This is a genomic window from Paraburkholderia sp. J7, assembly GCF_905220155.1.
GTDB lineage: Bacteria > Pseudomonadota > Gammaproteobacteria > Burkholderiales > Burkholderiaceae > Paraburkholderia.
Genome location: NZ_CAJMYZ010000006.1, coordinates 44378 through 62023, shown reverse-complemented (window position 1 = coordinate 62023; position 17646 = coordinate 44378). Strand labels below are relative to the sequence as shown.

Annotated in this window: 13 protein-coding genes; 2 read left to right on the top strand and 11 right to left on the bottom strand. The window is 65.9% G+C overall.

What is annotated here, in order from left to right; genetic code table 11:
* Positions 1–142: 142 nt before the first annotated feature.
* The gene (locus U5A58_RS11600) at positions 143–820 is read right to left on the bottom strand and encodes a hypothetical protein (RefSeq protein ID WP_321961565.1); all 678 of its coding nucleotides are present in this window, start codon (positions 818–820) and stop codon (positions 143–145) included.
* Between the two features lie 598 nt (positions 821–1418).
* Here U5A58_RS11600 and U5A58_RS11595 point away from each other — a divergent pair.
* Positions 1419–3959 (top strand): penicillin-binding protein 1A, encoded by a 2541-nt coding sequence (locus tag U5A58_RS11595; protein WP_321908660.1) that lies wholly within the window; start codon positions 1419–1421, stop codon positions 3957–3959.
* A gap of 272 nt (positions 3960–4231) precedes the next feature.
* Here the strand turns inward: U5A58_RS11595 and U5A58_RS11590 are convergent, their stop codons facing one another.
* The 5 genes from U5A58_RS11590 to U5A58_RS11570 form a co-directional block, all read right to left on the bottom strand.
* A complete protein-coding gene (locus U5A58_RS11590) occupies positions 4232–4654 on the bottom strand; it encodes a hypothetical protein (protein WP_321961564.1) in 423 nt (140 codons plus the stop codon).
* 231 nt (positions 4655–4885) lie between these two features.
* On the bottom strand, positions 4886–5506 hold the full coding sequence (locus U5A58_RS11585) for a 2-hydroxychromene-2-carboxylate isomerase (RefSeq protein WP_321961563.1): 621 nt from the start codon (positions 5504–5506) through the stop codon (positions 4886–4888).
* Between the two features lie 86 nt (positions 5507–5592).
* A complete protein-coding gene (locus tag U5A58_RS11580; RefSeq protein WP_321961562.1) occupies positions 5593–7176 on the bottom strand; it encodes an efflux transporter outer membrane subunit in 1584 nt (527 codons plus the stop codon).
* A complete protein-coding gene (locus tag U5A58_RS11575; RefSeq protein WP_321961561.1) occupies positions 7173–10328 on the bottom strand; it encodes an efflux RND transporter permease subunit in 3156 nt (1051 codons plus the stop codon). Before U5A58_RS11575 ends, U5A58_RS11580 begins: the two co-directional genes overlap by 4 nt.
* Positions 10325–11461 carry an efflux RND transporter periplasmic adaptor subunit gene (locus tag U5A58_RS11570; protein WP_321961560.1) on the bottom strand — a complete coding sequence of 379 codons (1137 nt, stop codon included), beginning with the start codon at positions 11459–11461 and terminating at the stop codon, positions 10325–10327. Before U5A58_RS11570 ends, U5A58_RS11575 begins: the two co-directional genes overlap by 4 nt.
* Positions 11462–11725: 264 nt before the next feature.
* Between U5A58_RS11570 and U5A58_RS11565 the strand changes: the two genes are divergently transcribed.
* Positions 11726–12343 (top strand): TetR/AcrR family transcriptional regulator, encoded by a 618-nt coding sequence (locus tag U5A58_RS11565; RefSeq protein ID WP_321961559.1) that lies wholly within the window; start codon positions 11726–11728, stop codon positions 12341–12343.
* A 34-nt stretch (positions 12344–12377) separates the two neighbouring features.
* Here the strand turns inward: U5A58_RS11565 and U5A58_RS11560 are convergent, their stop codons facing one another.
* The 5 genes from U5A58_RS11560 to U5A58_RS11540 all read right to left on the bottom strand — a co-directional run bounded on the left by U5A58_RS11560 (position 12378) and on the right by U5A58_RS11540 (position 17498).
* Complete coding sequence (locus U5A58_RS11560; RefSeq protein WP_321961558.1) at positions 12378–12608, bottom strand: DUF2795 domain-containing protein; 231 nt, start codon at positions 12606–12608, stop codon at positions 12378–12380.
* 218 nt (positions 12609–12826) lie between these two features.
* The gene (locus U5A58_RS11555; RefSeq protein ID WP_321934832.1) at positions 12827–13099 is read right to left on the bottom strand and encodes a hypothetical protein; all 273 of its coding nucleotides are present in this window, start codon (positions 13097–13099) and stop codon (positions 12827–12829) included.
* 247 nt (positions 13100–13346) lie between these two features.
* Positions 13347–14705 (bottom strand): C45 family peptidase, encoded by a 1359-nt coding sequence (locus tag U5A58_RS11550; RefSeq protein WP_321961557.1) that lies wholly within the window; start codon positions 14703–14705, stop codon positions 13347–13349.
* A 164-nt stretch (positions 14706–14869) separates the two neighbouring features.
* A complete protein-coding gene (locus U5A58_RS11545; protein ID WP_321961556.1) occupies positions 14870–16615 on the bottom strand; it encodes a ClcB-like voltage-gated chloride channel protein in 1746 nt (581 codons plus the stop codon).
* A gap of 148 nt (positions 16616–16763) precedes the next feature.
* Complete coding sequence (locus tag U5A58_RS11540) at positions 16764–17498, bottom strand: glutathione S-transferase (RefSeq protein ID WP_321961555.1); 735 nt, start codon at positions 17496–17498, stop codon at positions 16764–16766.
* Positions 17499–17646 lie beyond the last annotated feature (148 nt).

The following is a 17646-nucleotide window of genomic DNA, read 5'->3' as shown; positions in this document are numbered from 1 at the left end:
CATCGACCGCGGATATTACACCACGGCCTGTCTTAAAAGGGACTTAAAGGAACAGGCCGCGCACAGCCCGCGCACGAACGCGTAAGCAGGTGTTAAGCGCCGACTGTGACACAGGCGTATGGCGGCGCGAATGCGGCCCGTGTCAGGCGAATTTTCCGCCTTCGGGCGCGCCGTCGTCGCTGTGGGCTTCGTCGCCTGCGTTGCCCGCGTCGCTTGCGTTGCGCCGCGAACGTGCGAAGGGCGCCGAGCTTAGTGGTTGCAGCGGCTCGACGTCGAGCGAGTGCGCGGCGGCGCTGTCGAGCGCGGCGCTTTCGTCTGCGGCAGCCGCTTCGGCGCTGAGTCGAGCCACAGCCTGCGCAATTTCGCGTGCGGCATGGCTCACGTCTGTTTCGTCGGTGTGCGCGGCGGGCAGGGGGGCGTCTGACGCATGAGGCGTTTGCACGTGGGCGGTGCGGCCGTGAAGGGGCGCAGTTGTCTCGCGATCCGCGTCAGCAGCATCTTGCTGCGCGTCCGGGCCCGCTCTGGTCGCACCGATGGCCGCCGCCGCGCCATCGGTTGGCCGGATCGCGCCTGCGCGGCCCGCACGCAGCGGCTTCGCTGCCTTTTGCAGCACCTGGGCGAGCGCGTCGGGCTGACGCGGCGCGTTGAGCCGGTCGACAATGCTTGCGGCTTTCACCTGATCGCTCGTGGCGCTGAACGCAATCACGGCGCGGCGCATGAGCTCGCTAATACTGATGCCAAGCTCGCCGGCGGTAGCGGAGATCGCGCGCTTTTGCGCGGGCGTGACGAAGACGACGATGCGTTCGCTAGGCTTGTTCATAATCGGCGGGCCGTTGGGTCGGCTTCGTATGACGTCCGTTTTCCTGCCTGCGCCACAGCGATTTGTAAGAATAAGTGCGGGCTTGCCCGGGCGCGAACAGGGGCGTGTAGCAGATCTTTCATCATAAGACGAGTGCGCCGATGCGCAATCGGAAGGTGCTCGGATGGGAATAACCCTGCCTGCAAGAATTTGCCGTTATTTGGGTGAAATTTTTCAATTTGTCGCCTGAATGAAGGGGGCGACGAAACTTTTCGCGCATAAAGCCACAATCAGCGCAAGCGAGCGCCGGGCCGGCAAAAAATCGGGCGGGAATCATTTCCCAAGAAACTCTTACAAAAAAAGCGCGACCCGCCGCCCGCGATTTCTTTAGAATGCGCTGTTACATTTCGCGAATGGCGCCTGAACGGGCGTGTATTCGCCTGTGGCGTGCCGTAGTGCGCGCCGCGCGGCCGGACGGGGGCGTTGCCGGTCGCGCCGCGTCGCCGGGCTTGAGCCGGCGACGTCGTATGCCGCATTGGCGCCATGACGCCGTGGTCGAGATCCATGCGTGCGAGTTGCGCGCAGCCGGCGCGCGCGAGACGCGCCCATCATTCCAGTCATGCCTATCATCAAACGACCGCCTTCACCGCAGTACCCGAACGAAGATCGGGAACCCTCCTTCAACAACGGGCGCCAGCCGCCTCGCCGTCCTGAATCGGGTGGCGGCTCAGGCGGCGGTTCCGGCGGCAACGGGCCGCGCGATGGCAGCCCGAAGCGGCGCTCCATTGGAACGACGCTCGCGCTCTGGTTCGTCGGCCTGATCGGTACGCTCTGCGTGGTGGGTGCGCTGCTCGTGGGTTACGGGCTCGTCGTGATGGAGCCGCAGCTGCCATCGCTCGACGCGCTCACCAACTATCAGCCCAAGGTGCCGCTGCGCATCTATACCGCCGATCACGTGCTGATCGGCGAGTTTGGCGAAGAGCGTCGTCAGCTCGTCCGCTTCCAGGATATTCCTGACATCCAGAAGAAGGCCGTGCTTGCCATCGAGGACTACCGGTTCTACGAGCACGGCGGTGTGGACTTCGTCGGCATCCTGCGCGCGGGCGTGGCGGACCTCATGCACGGTGGCGCCTCGCAAGGCGCGAGCACGATCACGATGCAGGTTGCGCGCAACTTTTTCCTTTCGAGCGAGAAGACCTACACGCGTAAGGTCTACGAGATGCTGCTCGCCTACAAGATCGAGCGCGCGCTCACCAAGGACCAGATTCTCGAGCTGTACATGAACCAGATCTATCTGGGTCAGCGCGCCTACGGTTTTTCGGCGGCGGCGCGCGTGTACTTCGGCAAGGACCTGAAGGACATTACGGTCGCCCAGGCCGCGATGCTCGCAGGGCTGCCGAAAGCGCCTTCGGCGTATAACCCGATCGTCAATCCGCACCGCGCGAAGATTCGCCAGGAGTACATCCTCAAGCGCATGCTCGATCTCGGCTACATCACGCAGGCTCAATACGACGAAGCGATGAAGGAACCGCTGCAGACGAAGACCGCCGGCACCGAGTACAACGTGCACGCCGAATACGTCGCGGAAATGGTGCGTCAGATGATGTACGCGCAGTACAAGGACGAGACCTATACGCGCGGGCTCACCGTCACGACGACGATCGATTCCGCCGACCAGGACGCCGCCTACGCGGCCGTGCGCAAGGGTGTGATGGACTACGAGCGCCGCCATGGCTATCGCGGGCCGGAAGGTTTCGTGCAACTGCCCGCCGACGGCGACGACCGCGAGCAGGCAATCGAAGACGCGCTGACCGACCACCCGGACAACGGCGACCTCGTCTCGGCGGTCGTGATCGACGCGGGTCCGAAGTCGGTGACGGCACAACAACTCGACGGCACCTCGGTGACGGTGACGGGCGAGGGCCTGCGCTTCGTGGCAGCCGCGCTCTCGCCGCGCGCCTCGCAGGCGCTGCACATTCGCCCGGGCTCCATCGTGCGCCTGATGCAAGACGCGAAGGGCAACTGGCAGATCACGCAATTGCCGCAAGTGGAAGGCGCGCTCGTCTCGCTCACGCCGCAGGACGGCGCGATCCGTGCGCTGATCGGCGGCTTCGACTTCAACAAGAACAAGTTCAATCACATCACGCAGGCGTGGCGTCAGCCCGGCTCGAGCTTCAAGCCGTTCATCTACTCGGCTTCGCTTGAAAAGGGCCTTGGACCGGCGACGATCATCAACGACGCGCCGCTCTATTTCCCGCCCAGCACGCCGGGCGGCGACGCATGGGAGCCGAAGGACGACGACCAGCCCGAAGGCCCGATGACGATGCGGCTCGCGCTGCAGAAGTCGAAGAACCTCGTGTCGATCCGCATCCTGTCGTACATCGGCACGAAGTACGCGCAGGACTACGTGACGCAGCGCTTCGGCTTCGACGCGGACAAGACCCCGCCGTACCTGCCGATGGCGCTCGGCGCGGGCCTCGTCACGCCGCTGCAGTCGGCGGGCGCGTACAGCGTGTTCGCGAACGGCGGCTATCGCATCAACCCGTATCTGATCGCCGAAGTCGACGACGCTCACGGCCAGCCGATCCTGCGCGCGCAGCCGCTCGTGGCGGGCCAGAATGCGCCGCAAACGCTCTCGCCGCGCAACGCGTTCGTGATGAACAGCCTGCTGCATTCGGTGGCGACGGCGGGTACGGGTGCGGGCACCAACGTGCTCCATCGCAACGACCTGCAAGGCAAGACCGGTACGACCAACGACGCCAAGGACGGCTGGTTCGCGGGGTATCAGCGCACGCTCGTTGCCGTGGCGTGGATGGGCTACGATCAGCCGAAGAGCCTCGGCAGCCGCGAGTTCGGCGCGCAGCTCGCGTTGCCGATCTGGGTGGAATACATGCAGCGCGCGCTGCGCGGCGTGCCGCAGGAAGAGCCGGCGATGCCCGAGGGCCTCACGACGATCAACGACGAGCTGTTCTTTTCGGACATGACGCCGGGTAACGGCTTCGTCGCGAGCATCGGTCTGGACTCGGCGAACCCGGCGGGGGCGGCGAGCGATGCGAGCGGGGCGACCGGCAGCATGGGACCTGGCGGGATGACGCCTCCGAGCGTCACCACGACGGAGAAGAAGCAGATCATGGATCTGTTCGAAACGAACAAACCTTGATTCGGGTTTGTTGAGGTATGCAGGATAAACACGGCGCGTCGGCAACGACGCGCCGTGTTTTGTTTGATGAACGGAATTTCCTTGTGGGCCAAGGAGTTGGCTGAGCTTTCCAGGGCTTTTCCACAGGGCTGCCAACAAAATCTGTGGGTAACTCCCGCGCGGAGTTTTCCACAGTTTTTGTTGAAGCCCCTGTTCATAACCCTGGGATATCGAAGCTAACTGCCTGACGCCAAAGGCTTTGTGCGCAGGCGAGCCGCATGAGGCATCGAGCGTCAAAACACATTGTCGTAACGCAGTCCGAAGGTTTGGCTGTGCGAACCTCGCGAATACGTGAGGGCCCAGTGTGCGAGCCACGCACCCGTGAGGGCGCCGAGCGTATCGGCAAACAGGTCCTTAATGGAGAAGCCGTTGGTACGGCAGGTTCCGTCGAGCGTTTCCTTCAGGAGTCCCGGCACCGTGCCGATCAGCGTGCCATACACGACCGGGTGGTCCGTGTCGCGCGTGAGCCAGCCCCCGAGCGCGCCGAACGGCGCGGACACCGCGAAGTGCTCGAGCTTGTCGGTGCCGGTCCAGCTATCGTCGGTCTGGAAGCGGAAGCCGCCGCGCGACCCCTCGCAGTCGAGGCCTGCATAGGCAGCGCCGCTGGAGATAATTAATACTGCGAAGCAAATGCTACGCTTCACTTGATGCCCCATGGTCGTGATCTCCCCGGTTGTCGTGCGTCGCGCCGTTCTCACGGTTCAGGCCGTTCGAATCAAGCGAATCTCTCTCCGATGAGGATTCTTCTATATATGTAGGAATGCGAACGGTTAGCGGTGGAGTCAGGAAAACCTGACTCGCGTTACGGCGCAGTGTAACAGTTCTATCCTGAAAATAAGGGTCAGAAAATCCTGACAGAGCAACGACGGAGGACGCAGGGAAGAGGGCTACACGCTGTCCTGATTCTGCGTCGCACAGAGCGCCGCTTCGATCGCGTCTTCCAGCCGGTCGTTACCCCAGAACATGTCCTCGCCGACGAAAAACGTCGGCGCGCCGAAGATGCCCAGGTCGCGCGCCGCCTGGGTCCGCTCACGCAGCCGCTGCCGGTTCGCATCGCTGCCGGCTTCCTCGATGAGCGGCTGCGCCGGGAGCCCCAACGCGGTGAGCATGTGTGCGACCGCTTCGGGCGAATCGACCTCACGGTCGTCGCCATAGTTGCGCGTCATGACGGCGCGGCACCAGCCGGGCAGCCACGGTTCGTCGGCGGCGAGCACGGCGACGCGCGTTGCGAGCACGGTGCGGCGCGGAAACTCGGTGGGCTGTTGCCACGGCAGCGCGTATTTGCGGCACTGCCGACGCATGTCCTGCCACACATACGCGCCTTTTTCCTTCTGCACGACGAAGGGCGGGCCTTCCCAGCCGAGCGCGTCGAGAATGGGGCCGAGCAGGAAGGGACGCCAGCGCACCGCTACGCCAGCCCGCCCGGCGAGCGCTTCGATGCGCATCACGCTCAAATAGCTGTAGTTGCTGGCGAGGTCGAACCAGAAGTCGAGCGAAGGGCTGGGCATGATGTCGTCTCCGTGATGCGGCTGCGCCGTCTCGAACGGCGCGCTGCCGATCATGGTATCGCGAGACGCACGGAAAAACGCGGGTGTTACTTGTCCTGCGCGGCAGCGCCAACGTCTGCAGCCGGCGCTGTCGCCGCTGTGCTCGCGGCGTGCCCGCTGCCGAGCGTCGCCGGATTCACCGGCGGATTGCCCATCGCCTGGAAGAGCGCGGCCGTATCGGAAAGCCGCGTGCCGCGATAGCGGATTTCGTCGAGCCGCGCGTTACGCCATTGCTGCTCGCTTTGGCGCACCGCGTACCACGGCACGGCGCCCAGCTTGTAGCGCGCGTTGGTGTCCTCATAAACGCCCTGGGCCGTGCGCGCCGACGTGCTCGCCGCGTCGAGGGCCTGAGCGTCGTGCTCGAGCGCGGCGAGACGGTCGGCGACATCCTGGAACGCGGTGAGCACTGTTTGCTTGTACGTGTCGTTGGCTGCCTCGTACGACTGCAACGCCGCGCGCCGTTGTGCGAGGAGCGCACCGCCATGAAAGATTGGCTGCGAAAGTGAAGCGCCGATTGCCCACAGCGCACCCGCGCCCGAGGTGACGACGGGCCAGCTGAAGCCGCCCTGGCCGAGCGCCGCCGAAAGCGTGATGCTCGGGTACATCTGCGCGGTCGCGGCGCCGACACCGGCTGCGGCAGCCTTGAGCGTGGCTTCGGCGGCTTCGATATCTGGACGGGTTCTCAGGAGTTCTGAAGGGATGACCACGGGCACCTGCGCGGGCAAGGTCAAGCTGGAGAGATCGAGGTCTGGCGGCGCCTGGTCGGGCGTGCGGCCGACCAGCACGGCCAGCGCATGGCGCTGCGCGACCCATTGCTGGCGCAGCCCCGGCAGACTCGCCGCGAGCGACGCCGCGCTTTGCTGCGCGCTCAGCAGATCGGTGCGCGAAGCAGAGCCGAGCGCGTAGCGCTTTTGCACGTCGTCGGCCTGCGCATTGGCGAGCGCAATCAGTTGCTCGGTCGTGTCGATCTGCGCATGCAGCGTCGCTGCGCCGAGCGCGCTCGCCACGATGTTCGCGGCAAGCGCGCGCTGCGCAGCCTCGAACTGGAACGCCTGCACGTTCACGCGCGAGGCGAGCGCCGCGTTGTTCAGGCGGGTCGCGCCGAACACGTCGAAGGTATAGCGAACGTCGATCAGGCCCGCGAAAATCCCGTACTGCAACTGGTCAATGCCGAACTGCGGGATCGCGGGCTGCTGCTGGCGTTGCGCGATGCCGATGGCGTCGACGGTCGGCAGGAGCGAGCTGCCGATCTGGCCGCGCAATTGCTCGCGCGCCGCTTGCAGGTTGTGGTCGGCGGCGGCGAGATTCGGGCTGTGGGCGAGACCCTCGTTCACGAGCGCATCGAGCGCGTCGGAGCCGTAGAGCGTCCACCATTGCGGCACCGGCTCAGCGCCTGTTACGAACTGCTGGGCGACGCCCTGGGCGGCGACAGTCTGCGCCGGTTGCGCCTCGGTGCCGTAGTGCTCGGGCTGAGGCATGGCCGGCGGCTCACCGGTCGGCCCCATCGCGCAGCCTGCGAGCGCGAGCGCGACGCATGCGGCGAGCGATCGCAGCGCAAGCACGGAACCTGTTGCGTGCGAGCGCGCTGAGTTGCGCGCGCGCGCCGCCGAAGTCAAATGAGCCATCTTCATGATGCCTGTTCCGGCGCGTTGCCGGTCTCGTCAGTCTCGCTGCTGCGCACGCGGAACGCGGCCGCGTAAGCCGCGGGCAGGAAGAACAGCGTGAGCACGGTTGCAATCGTGATGCCGCCCATTAGCGCCGTGGCCATCGGCCCGAAGAAGTTCGAGCGCAGCAGCGGAATGAGCGCGAGCACGGCGGCCGCGGCGGTCAGCATGATCGGCCGGAAGCGGCGCACCGTTGCGCCCACCACGGCGTCGAAGCGCTTGTGCCCGGCGCGAATGTCCGTCTCGATCTGATCGACGAGAATCACCGAATTGCGCATGATGATCCCGAACATGGCGATCACACCGAGCATGGCCACGAAGCCGAACGGCTGCCGGAACACGAGCAGGGCGATCACCACGCCGATCAGACCGAGCGGTGCGGTCAGCACGACCATCAGCACGCGCGAGAGGCTTTGCAGCTGGATCATCAGCAGCGTGAGCACGGCAATGGCAAGCACCGGCAACTGCGCGAAGATCGACGCCTGGCCCTTCGCGCTTTCCTCGACGGAGCCGCCCACCTCGATGTGGTAGCCGGGTGGCAGCGCTTCTTTGACCGACTCCAGCTGCCGGTCGAGCGCATGCGTGACGTCGATACCTTGCGCGCCCGCGCGCACATCGGACTGCACGGTGATGGTGGGCTGCCGGTCGCGCGACCAGATCACGCCGTACTCCAGATCGTTGGCGAGATGCCCGAGCGCGCCGAGCGGCACCGGGCCGTTGGGCGTGGGCATGGCAAGCGTGAGGAGGCGCGCGGGGTCGACGCGTTCGGCGGCGGGCGAACGCAGATCGACGCTGATGAGCTTGTCGCGCTCGCGATACTGCGTAACGGTATAGCCCGAGTAGGTCATCTGCAGGAAGTTGGCGATGTCCTGCGACGAGACATTGAGCGCGCGCGCCTTTTGCTGGTCGATCTGGAAGTGCAGCGAACGTCCCGCGGGCTCGTCCCAGTCGAAGTTCACGTTGTCGGTGCGCGGATCGGCGCGTAGCGTCGCCGCCACCTTGTTGGCGATGTCACGCACCGTCGGGATATCGTCGCCGCTCACGCGGAACTGCACGGGGTAGCCGACGGGCGGCCCGTTTTCGAGGCGCGAGAGGCGGGTGCGGATAGCCGGGAACTGCTCGCGCAGCATCGGTTCGAGCCAGCTTGCGAGCTTCTCGCGATCTTCGACCGACTTCGTCGTGATCACGAACTGCGCAAAATTGGGCTGCTGCAACTGCTGGTCGAGCGGCAGATAAAACCGCGGCGCGCCGGTGCCGACGAAGTCGATGAAATGGTCGATCTCGGGGCGGCCCTTGAGCGCCGCTTCGAGGCGCTTCGTTTGCCGCAGCGCCGCATCGATCGAGGCGCTTTCGGGCAGGCGCACGTCCACGAGCAGCTCGGGGCGATCGGAACTCGGAAAGAACTGTTGCGGCACGAGCTTGAAGCACGCGAGCGCGGCCACGAAAAGCGCGATGGTCAGGACGAGCACGATCGCATGGCGCTCGATGCACCAGCCGATCCAGCCGCGCAGGCGCCGGTAGAAACGCGTGTCATAAATCTCGTGCTCGTGGTCATTGCCATGGGCGGTATTCGACGCGTTCGGGTCGGGCTTGCGCTCCGGCAACAGCCGGTAGCCGAGCAGCGGGATCAGCACCACGGCCGCGAACCATGAGGCGATCAGCGCGATCGCGGAGACCTGGAAGATCGAGCGCGTGTACTCGCCGGTGCTCGACCTCGCGAGCACGATGGGCAAGAAGCCCGAAACGGTGACGAGCGTGCCGGTGAGCATCGGGAACGCCGTGCTGGTGTACGCGAACGCGGCGGCGCGCGTGCGGTTCCAGCCCTGCGCGAGTTTCACGGCCATCATTTCGACGGAAATGATGGCGTCGTCCACGAGCAGGCCGAGCGCGAGCACGAGCGTGCCGAGCGAGACTTTGTGCAGGCCGATGCCGAAGAGGTACATCGCGAGCGAGGTGACGGCGAGCACGATCGGAATGGTGATCACGACCACCATGCCCGTGCGCACGCCGAGCGAGACGAGGCTCACGAGCAGCACGATGCCCACGGCTTCGGCCACGGCTTCGACGAAGTCGTCCACCGAGCGCGAGACGGCATCGGGCATGCTCGACACTTCGACGAGCTTCAGGCCCGCCGGAAGTTGCGCGCGCAACTGCTCGACACGCGCATCGAGCGCCTTGCCGAGGCGAATGACGTCGCCGCCCGGCTGCATCGTGAGGCCGACGCCGAGCACGGCCTGGTTCTGGAAGCGCATCTGCGTGGCGAGCGGTTCGTCGTAGCCGCGCCGGATCGTCGCGATGTCGCCCAGGCGAAACGTGCGGTCGTTCACGCGAATCAGCGTATTGGCTATCGCGCCCAGGTCCTCGTACTGGCCACTCGGGCGCACGAACACGCGGTCGTCGGCGGTCGTGAGCGTGCCCGCGGCCGAAACGCTGTTCTGCGCGCCGATCACTTGTCCGAGCTGCGTGGGAGAGATGCCGAGGCGCGTCAATTGCGTGTTCGGAATCTCGATGTAGATGCGCTGCTGGGGATCGCCGAAATAATCGACCTTGCCCACATCGGGCACGCGCAGCAGCTGCTCGCGCAATTTGTCCGCGTAGTCGTGCAGTTGCGCGGGCGAAAAGCCGTCGCCTTCCAACGCGTAGATGTTGGTATAGACGTCGCCGAACTCGTCGTTGAAAAACGGACCCTGCACGCCTTGGGGCAGCGTGTAGGCAATGTCGCCCACCTTCTTGCGCACCTGGTACCAGGTCTCGCGCACTTCGCTCACAGGCGCGGAGTCCTTCATCGTGAAGAACACGAGCGATTCGCCTGGACGCGAGTAGCTGCGCAGGAAGTCGATATACGGTGTTTCCTGCAGCTTGCGGCCGATGCGCGTCGTCACCTGGTCCTCGACCTGGCGCGCGGTGGCGCCTGGCCAGAAGGTCTGGATCACCATCACGCGGAACGTGAAGGGCGGGTCTTCCGACTGCGCGAGCCGCGTATAGGCGAGCGCGCCGAAGATCGTTGCCAGCGCAACGAGAAAGGTCACGAGCGCCCGATGCCGAAGCGCCCACGCCGAAAGGTTGAAGCGGCCCTCTTCGTGATCGGCGCCTGGACCCGAGCCTGTCACCTGGCTCATGACGCGAAGTCCTCGGGATGCAGCGGCGCTACCGGGCGCACCTGCTCGCCTGCGTGGACCGTGTGCACACCTTGCAGCACAATGCGCTCGCCGTCGTGCAGCCCACCCGTCACGGCGATGGTGCGCGCGTCGTAGCGCGCGACGCTCACGCGCCGCAGCTGCAGCACGTTGTCGGGCGCGCGGACGACCCAGATCGCGGGCGCTTCGCCGTCGTGAAAGAGTGCCGTGGCCGGCACCGTGAACACCGCGCTCGCGCTGGCCTCGCTCGGGACCGCGAACGCCACGTTGGCGGTCATGCCCAGACGCACGTCGGCGTCGGCGTGTTCGAGCGTGAGCTTCGCGCGCCACGTGCGGCTTTGCGGGTCCGCCGCGGCGGCGAGTTCGCGCAGGCGTGCCGTGTAGTGGCGGCCGGGCAGGGCGCCGAGCGTGACCTGCGCGGAGTCGCCGGTATGCAGCGTGGCCACGGCGCGCTCGGGCAGGTCGCACACCACGTCGATGTCGCCCGTCCACGCGAGCTGGTAGACGGCCTGGCCGGCCTGCACGTTCTGGCCGGTATCGGCATTTTCGGCGGTGATGACGCCGGCGTGGTCCGCGACGATCTGCGTGTAGCGCAACTGGTTCTTTGCCAGTGCGAGCTGCTGCTGCGCCTGGTCGCGCTGGGCCGCGGCCGATGCGTAGGCGTCCTGCGTCTGTTCGAGCTGCGCGCGGGCGATGAGATTGGCCGCCGACTGGGCCGTGTCGCGATCGAGCTGTTGCTTCGCGAAGACGAGGCGATGCTGCGCGGCGTCGAACTGGGCCTGCGCGCTTGCCGCGTTTTTCTCGAAGTCAGCGGGATCGAGTTGCGCAAGCGTCTGGCCGGGTTTGACGCTATCGCCAAGCCGCACGCTACGCTCGATGATTTTGCCGTTCACGCGAAACGAAAGCGGCGTGGCGTTGCGCGCCTCGATCTCGCCGGGGTAGACGGGGCTCACGCCGCCGCCGTCGGGGTGCACGGCCATTGAGACGACCGGGCGCGGCTGCGGCGGCGCCTCCTTTTGCTTGCCGCACGCAGCCAGCGCGGCAACGCCGAGTACGAGAAGCACGCGCGCGCCATGCCGCCACGGCGCACTGAATTTACCGGTACCACTGCGCATCCTGCTCGATGCGCCACGACCGCGACGATTCACTTGGACCTCGCTTGGACCACGACATGCCTTGTACGCACGCAAACCGCAAAACCACCGGGCCGGTTGCGCCGCCGTTGAGTCGCGGGCGCGGCGCGGCTCGCGCACCGACCCGGACTTGGGATGATGAGCCGGATTCTAATACAACCTTGTATCCGAGTGCGAAACTGAATCCGAGGAATGTTTCAGTGCTAGACTCGCGTCAATCCACGACACATCACGATGCCCCCAGCCATGAAGCGCATTCGACTCACCCGCGAGCAGAGCCGCGATCAGACGCGCGAGCGCTTGCTCGACGCCGCGCAGGCCACGTTCATGAAAAAAGGGTTCGTAGGCGCGAGCGTCGAGGACATTGCGCACGCGGCGGGATACACGCGTGGCGCGTTCTACTCGAACTTTTCGGGCAAGTCGGACCTGCTTGTGGAATTGCTGCGGCGCGATCACGAAGCCATGCAGACCGACTTGCGCGCCATCTTCGAGACCGAGCTCTCGCGTGAGCAGATGGAGGCGCGCGTGCTCGCCTATTACAGCCGCATGCCCCAGGACAACAAGGTCTTCCTGCTGTGGGTGGAAGCCAAGTTGCTGGCCGCGCGCGACGCACGCTTTCGCACGCGCTTTAACGCCTTCATGAAGGAAAAGCGCGAGAGTCTGGCCGTCTATATCGAGGAATTTGCGGCGCGCGTGGGTACGCCGGTGCCGCTCGATCCCGAGCTGCTCGCGGTTGGCCTGATCGGGCTGTGCGACGGGGTGCAGTTTCTCGCCACGGCCGATCCGCAGCATGTCACGCCAACGGTCGTCGAAACCGTGCTGGGGACCTTTTTCGCGCGAGTCGTCTTCGGCCGAAGCGCGTGAGCCCAGCGCGCACGAAGCCCGCGACGCGCGCGATTCAGGCGCCGAGGCCAGGGCCGTAGTTGCTGCCGATCAGCCGCGTAACGGACGCGACGTCCCGATAATCCTGTTCGGGCATGCCGTCGAGGATGGCCAGCACCTCGTTGCTCGCGCCGGCCTCGCGCGCGGCGTTCACGAGTTCGTCCTTGTTGGCGGGCCAGCGCACTTCGCGCAGTACGTCGGCGAATTGCAGATCGATGGGTTCGTCGGGAATGCGAGAGGCAGACATGCGTGGCGTCCTTTACGCGGGCGGCCGGCGTGGGCGGTCCGCGTCGTCGTCTCGTTCGTTATGCGGAATTGTTCAAATTATGTCCGCGTCTGGTTTGCGTTGCAGCGGGCAACGCTAGCGCGGCGCCTCAAGCATACACAATCGGCCTCGCACGCCTTCGTAGCGTGCGCAGGCGCTGCTCACTCGCCGCATATTCGCAACCGGGGTGCCGGTCGGGCTCAGGTCTGTTCGTGCAGGTCCGGGCTTAGCGTTTTGTCGAGGCGGTGCGATTTGGGCAGTGTGAGGTATTCCCAGTGTTGCGGGCCGTTCGCGGTCACGGGCACGTTGGGAGCGGGCGGCGCCACGGGAGCGTCGTAGGCGTGGGACTGTCCACTTGCGAGCGGGATGTGCGCGCTGGCCTGGGCGACCGGTGATTCCTGCGCAGTGCGTACCGGAGCGGCGAAGCAAGACGCCGACAACAGCACGGTGGTCATCAGTGTCGAGGTTTTCATCGCTCGACCTCCTTTCTCATGCGGCCCATCGGTCGCAGCAAGCGCCGTACCGCGTCCGCCAGGTGTGATGGCGGGGCAGGCGGCCGCGCCAGCCGGGGCGGCCAGGCGCGCCGCTACGCGAAGGGCACAACGAGTCGATCAACGGCTCATGTGCGCGAGGCGCATACGGAAATACCATAATGGCAGGAAATGCACCGGCGCGTCTCGAACGCGTGTGCTTTTTTGTGGGCGATGGCGTGACGCGGGATTAAAGCGAGGGCCGGCGCAGCGCCTCGAAGCGCGTCCAGGGCCATGAGGGACGGTCGCGCATATAGCCGTTGAGCCAGTTCCACTGCGGGTGGCGCTGCATGAACGCCTGGGCGTCGAACGGGCGGCCGCACGGGTGACCCCAACGCGCCCAGAACGACAGATCGCGCGCCATTTCGCCGTCGACCACCTTGCCGTCGTTCGCGCCCCATGGGTTGAACGGCCCATGGTCCGCGCCGCCGAAGCGCGCATCGTCGAGTTCGAGGTGCCCGCAGATCGTGCGAGAGCAGGGGTTGTCGCTGCGCTCGAGATAGACGTCGTGATGGTCGGCGATCATCGTCTTGGCGAGTTCGGCGTCGATTGCGCCGTGGTGCTCCTGGGCGAGCTGCATGAAGCGCAGGCGGCGCGCGCCGTTATGGCGCACGTCGGTGTAGTCGTCGGCCTCGCCGGTGCATTCCTGGTTGCGGATCCTGAGGTCGGTGGCCGCATTGAAGCCGCTGTAGAAGCCGTCTTTCGTGCTCTCGAAGCCGGCGTGCTGCAGGCCCAGTTCGTAGCGCGCGATTTCGCCGGTCTTGGTGTCGCCGAGGAGCCAGCTGTTCACATAGCCTGCGTTGTTCGCCTGCGCGAACATCTCGCACCATTGCGCAATGCTCGACGCATACTGCGTCGCCCGGCGCGAGCGATAGAACTCGGGCGCGCCGTTCGCGCGGTAGCCGACGAAGTTCGAGATGGTCGTCTCCGTCACCATGAGGCCCGCGCCGTTGATCCAGAAGTCGGTGAGGCTCGAGATGCAGCCGGGCAAGCCCTGCATGAGGATGCGGTGCCCCGAGTCGGGCACGATGTCGAACACGATGTTGAAGGCGTCGCCGGCCGCGTAGCGGTCCCACGAGTTGTGCGCCATGACGATACGGCCGTCGCGCGTCGCGCTGCCCGTGGCGATGAAGGCGCTGCAGTGGTGGCCGCGCCGCCCGCGCCACGGGCGCACCGACGGTTGCCCCTGGGGAGCTTGCTGCGCCGCCGCATGAACCGGCCACCAGCTCTGCAGCAGGTCCATGTAGCCATTCCAGGCGAGCACTTCGGCGAACTTGAGACCCGCGCCGTCGGCGATGCCCTGGATTTCGTCGGCGAACTCGGTGTCGAGGCGCGGCGTGAACTGCGCAATCGCGGCGTTGATGAAGGTGTCGAAGTCCTCGCCCGTGTCCCATTTCGCGAGGTAGCGCGCGGTGTGGATCGCGTTGCGGATTTCGTTGGCGAGCAATTTGCCGTGCTGCTCGCCCCGGTCGTATGGCTCGCCCTGCAAGTGCACGAATATCCAGCCCGCGTGGTCGCGGCGTACGGCTTCGAGTGAGGGTTCGCTCATCTTCGCTCCAGTGATCCCCGCGTCGATTCTCGCGGCCTTGCGCACGCGCGTCGGTGCGCGGGCGCACAGCACGCGCCGCGTAGCGCCTGCTTTCTGAAACTGCCCTCTGAATTCTAGAAAATCCGCCGCGCTTTGCCACACGCGACACGCCTCACGCGCGAGACTTAGCGCTCGGCGTTCATGCGCTGATAGGCGTCGAGAAGCGAGGTCTTGTACACCACGCCCGCGAGCGTCGGCTCACGCGTGCTTTCGACCACGGGCAGGCGCTCGCCCTGGAACGACATGAAGTGCTGCAGGCCAACGGCGAGCGACATGTCGGGCGTGAGCACGTCGAACGTCGGCTTCAGGTAGTCGCGGGCGTGCTTGTTTGAGGTGTCGCGGTTTTGCAGCAGATCCGAAGTGATATCGGCCAGCGCGACTGCGCCGAGAAAGCACCCCGTCTCGTCCGTCACGTAGAGGTACTTCACCGGATATTCGAGGAACACGCGCGTCATTTCCTGCACGGTGGCGCTCTCCAGCACGACAGTCTGCGCGGGGCGCACCAGCTCGCGCATCTGCGTCATGCGCAGGCGCATGCGTTCGGCTTCCTCGCGGTTGCGATGCAGCGTGATTTCGTACATCGACGCCTTGCCGATCGCGCGCGAGACGAAGTACGCGACCACGCACGAAAGCATGAGCGGCAGCACGACCTGGTAGCTCAGCGTCATCTCGAAGATCATCAGGATCGCCATGAGCGGCGCCTGAGTCGCCCCCGCGAGGAACGCGCCCATGCCGACCATCGCGTAGGCGTACGAGGCGGACGTGCCGTCGGGCCAGAGCGCGTGCATGCCCTGGCCAAACAGGCAGCCGAGCACGGCGCCCATGAACAGCGTTGGCGTGAATACGCCGCCCACCGCGCCGGAGCCGACCGTCGCGGCCGTCGCGATGAGCTTGAAAACGAGCACCGTGGCGAGCGCGGTCCAGGTCCACGGCGAATGCAGGATGGAGTTCACGACGCTATAGCCGTTGCCCCACACCTCGGGCGTCCAGACGGAAAGGATACCGACCACGAGGCCGCCGAGCGCGAGCCTCACGGGCAGCGGCGCGTTGAGCCGGCCGAAGCCCTTTTTCGCGGTATCCATCATCATGAGGAACTGCGGCGCGAGCGCGCCGCACAAGAGGCCGAGCGCCACGAACAGCAGCACCTCGACGCCCGTTACCGCCGGAAACACCGGCATTTCATACGGCGGCTTGTAGCCCGCGAACTCCCGCATCGTGATGTTGGCGACCACGGAGGAGACGACGATCGGCCCAAAGCTCTCCATGACGATGGAGCCGAGCACGATCTCGGTCACGAAGAACGCGCCCGCGATAGGCGCGTTGTACGCCGAGGTGATACCGGCCGCCGCGCCGCACGCGACGAGCAGGCGCAGGCGCGACGGATCGAAGTGCACCCAGCGGCCGATCAGCGAGGCGGCGAGGGCGGCGAGCTGCACCATCGGGCCCTCGCGGCCGATCGAGCCGCCGCTCGCGATCGTGAAGAGCGACGAGAGACTGCGCCAGATGCTCGTGCCCACGGGCATGACGCCGTCGCCGATCGCCACCGCCTCGATGTAGTCGGCGTGGATCGCCTTGCTGCCGTTGCTCGGTGCCTTGCGCCGCGCGAGCAGCAGCAGGCAGCCCGCGATAAAGCCGCCGACGGTTGGCATCCAGATGCGCCGGTGCCACGGCAGGTGGCGCGCCATCTCGACGAGGCTGCCTTCGCTGCCCGTGAAAAACAATTGCACGTGCGCGATGCCTTCGCGAAAGATCACGGTCGCAAACGCGCCCACAACGCCCACGATGACCGACCAGATCAGCATCGTGTGGGCGTCGGACAGGCGAAAGAGATCGCGGGCGCGGGTGCGCAGTTTCAGCAGGAATGACAGCACGGCGAGCGGGTCGGGTTACGGGTGAAAGAAAGCCGCGCGTGCGCAGAGCGCGACGTGCGGCAGGAAGCATAACGGGTGCGCGGCGGCAACTGCGCGCCGCGTGCGCGAAACAGGGCGGCTGCGGTCACGTCCCTCGGCGCGCGCGCAATCAGCGCACGGCCCGGTCGAGTTCGGGGTAGTGCCGGAAGATGCCCGTTTCGTTGAACGGCAACCGCCGCTCGGAGGCAAGATAGGCAGCGATATTCGGACGCTTCGCCACGGCGTCGTGCAGCGCGACGACATGCGGATAGTGATCCGCGAAATGCTTCGTCGCTTTGGGAAACGCGTAGCGCAGACCCTCGACGATTTGAAACATCGAAAGATCGACATAGGTGAGCGCGGTGCCCACCATGTGGCGCGGGCCGTCCGGATTCTGCGCGAGCACGCGCTCGAAATAGCTCATGAATTTCGGAATGCGATGCGCGATGAAATCCGCCGAGCGCGCCTTCGCGGCGTCCTTCTGGTCCTCGTAGTAAAGCGCGCTCGCGATGGGGTGATGCGTGTCGTGCGCCTCGGTCACGAGGTCCGCGATCGTGAGCTGCAGGCCGTTCGCGACGATGCGCAGGCCTTCGTCGCGCGGCGCGAGCTTGAGCTTCGGTCCGAGATAGAAAAGGATGTTGGCGGTTTGCGACACGATGAGGTCGCCGTCCTTGAGAAAGGGCGGCGCGAACGGCGGATACGGCTGCGCGCTTTCCAGCTCGCTCATCATCGCGCCGATGCCGAGGCCTTCTTTCTTCTCGCCGCGCGCGACATCCACGTAGGGCGCTTGCGCTTCTTCCAGCGCGAGCCGCACGAATTCGCCCCGGCCCTGCAAGCCGTCCCAGTAATAGAGCTCGTATGCCATCGGTCGTCCCCTTGCGTTCGTTGCCGTGCTCGCCTCGGCGCGCGCGGCGGCTGCCCACGCAACGGGCAGCAACGCACAGTATCGCTCGCAACCGTCGCGCCTGGTTCGCGCGTGGCGCGCACTCGCGAGATGGCGCAAAACGGCCGTG

Excerpts from the sequence above, each read along its gene's own strand:
- U5A58_RS11540 (WP_321961555.1), bottom strand. The coding sequence starts at position 17,498 with ATGGCATACGAGCTCTATTACTGGGACGGCTTGCAGGGCCGGGGCGAA.
- U5A58_RS11565 (WP_321961559.1), top strand. The coding sequence starts at position 11,726 with ATGAAGCGCATTCGACTCACCCGCGAGCAGAGCCGCGATCAGACGCGC.
- U5A58_RS11550 (WP_321961557.1), bottom strand. The coding sequence starts at position 14,705 with ATGAGCGAACCCTCACTCGAAGCCGTACGCCGCGACCACGCGGGCTGG.
- U5A58_RS11595 (WP_321908660.1), top strand. The coding sequence starts at position 1,419 with ATGCCTATCATCAAACGACCGCCTTCACCGCAGTACCCGAACGAAGAT.
- U5A58_RS11585 (WP_321961563.1), bottom strand. The coding sequence starts at position 5,506 with ATGCCCAGCCCTTCGCTCGACTTCTGGTTCGACCTCGCCAGCAACTAC.
- U5A58_RS11590 (WP_321961564.1), bottom strand. The coding sequence starts at position 4,654 with ATGGGGCATCAAGTGAAGCGTAGCATTTGCTTCGCAGTATTAATTATC.
- U5A58_RS11575 (WP_321961561.1), bottom strand. The coding sequence starts at position 10,328 with ATGAGCCAGGTGACAGGCTCGGGTCCAGGCGCCGATCACGAAGAGGGC.
- U5A58_RS11580 (WP_321961562.1), bottom strand. The coding sequence starts at position 7,176 with ATGAAGATGGCTCATTTGACTTCGGCGGCGCGCGCGCGCAACTCAGCG.
- U5A58_RS11555 (WP_321934832.1), bottom strand. The coding sequence starts at position 13,099 with ATGAAAACCTCGACACTGATGACCACCGTGCTGTTGTCGGCGTCTTGC.
- U5A58_RS11560 (WP_321961558.1), bottom strand. The coding sequence starts at position 12,608 with ATGTCTGCCTCTCGCATTCCCGACGAACCCATCGATCTGCAATTCGCC.
- U5A58_RS11570 (WP_321961560.1), bottom strand. The coding sequence starts at position 11,461 with ATGCGCAGTGGTACCGGTAAATTCAGTGCGCCGTGGCGGCATGGCGCG.
- U5A58_RS11600 (WP_321961565.1), bottom strand. The coding sequence starts at position 820 with ATGAACAAGCCTAGCGAACGCATCGTCGTCTTCGTCACGCCCGCGCAA.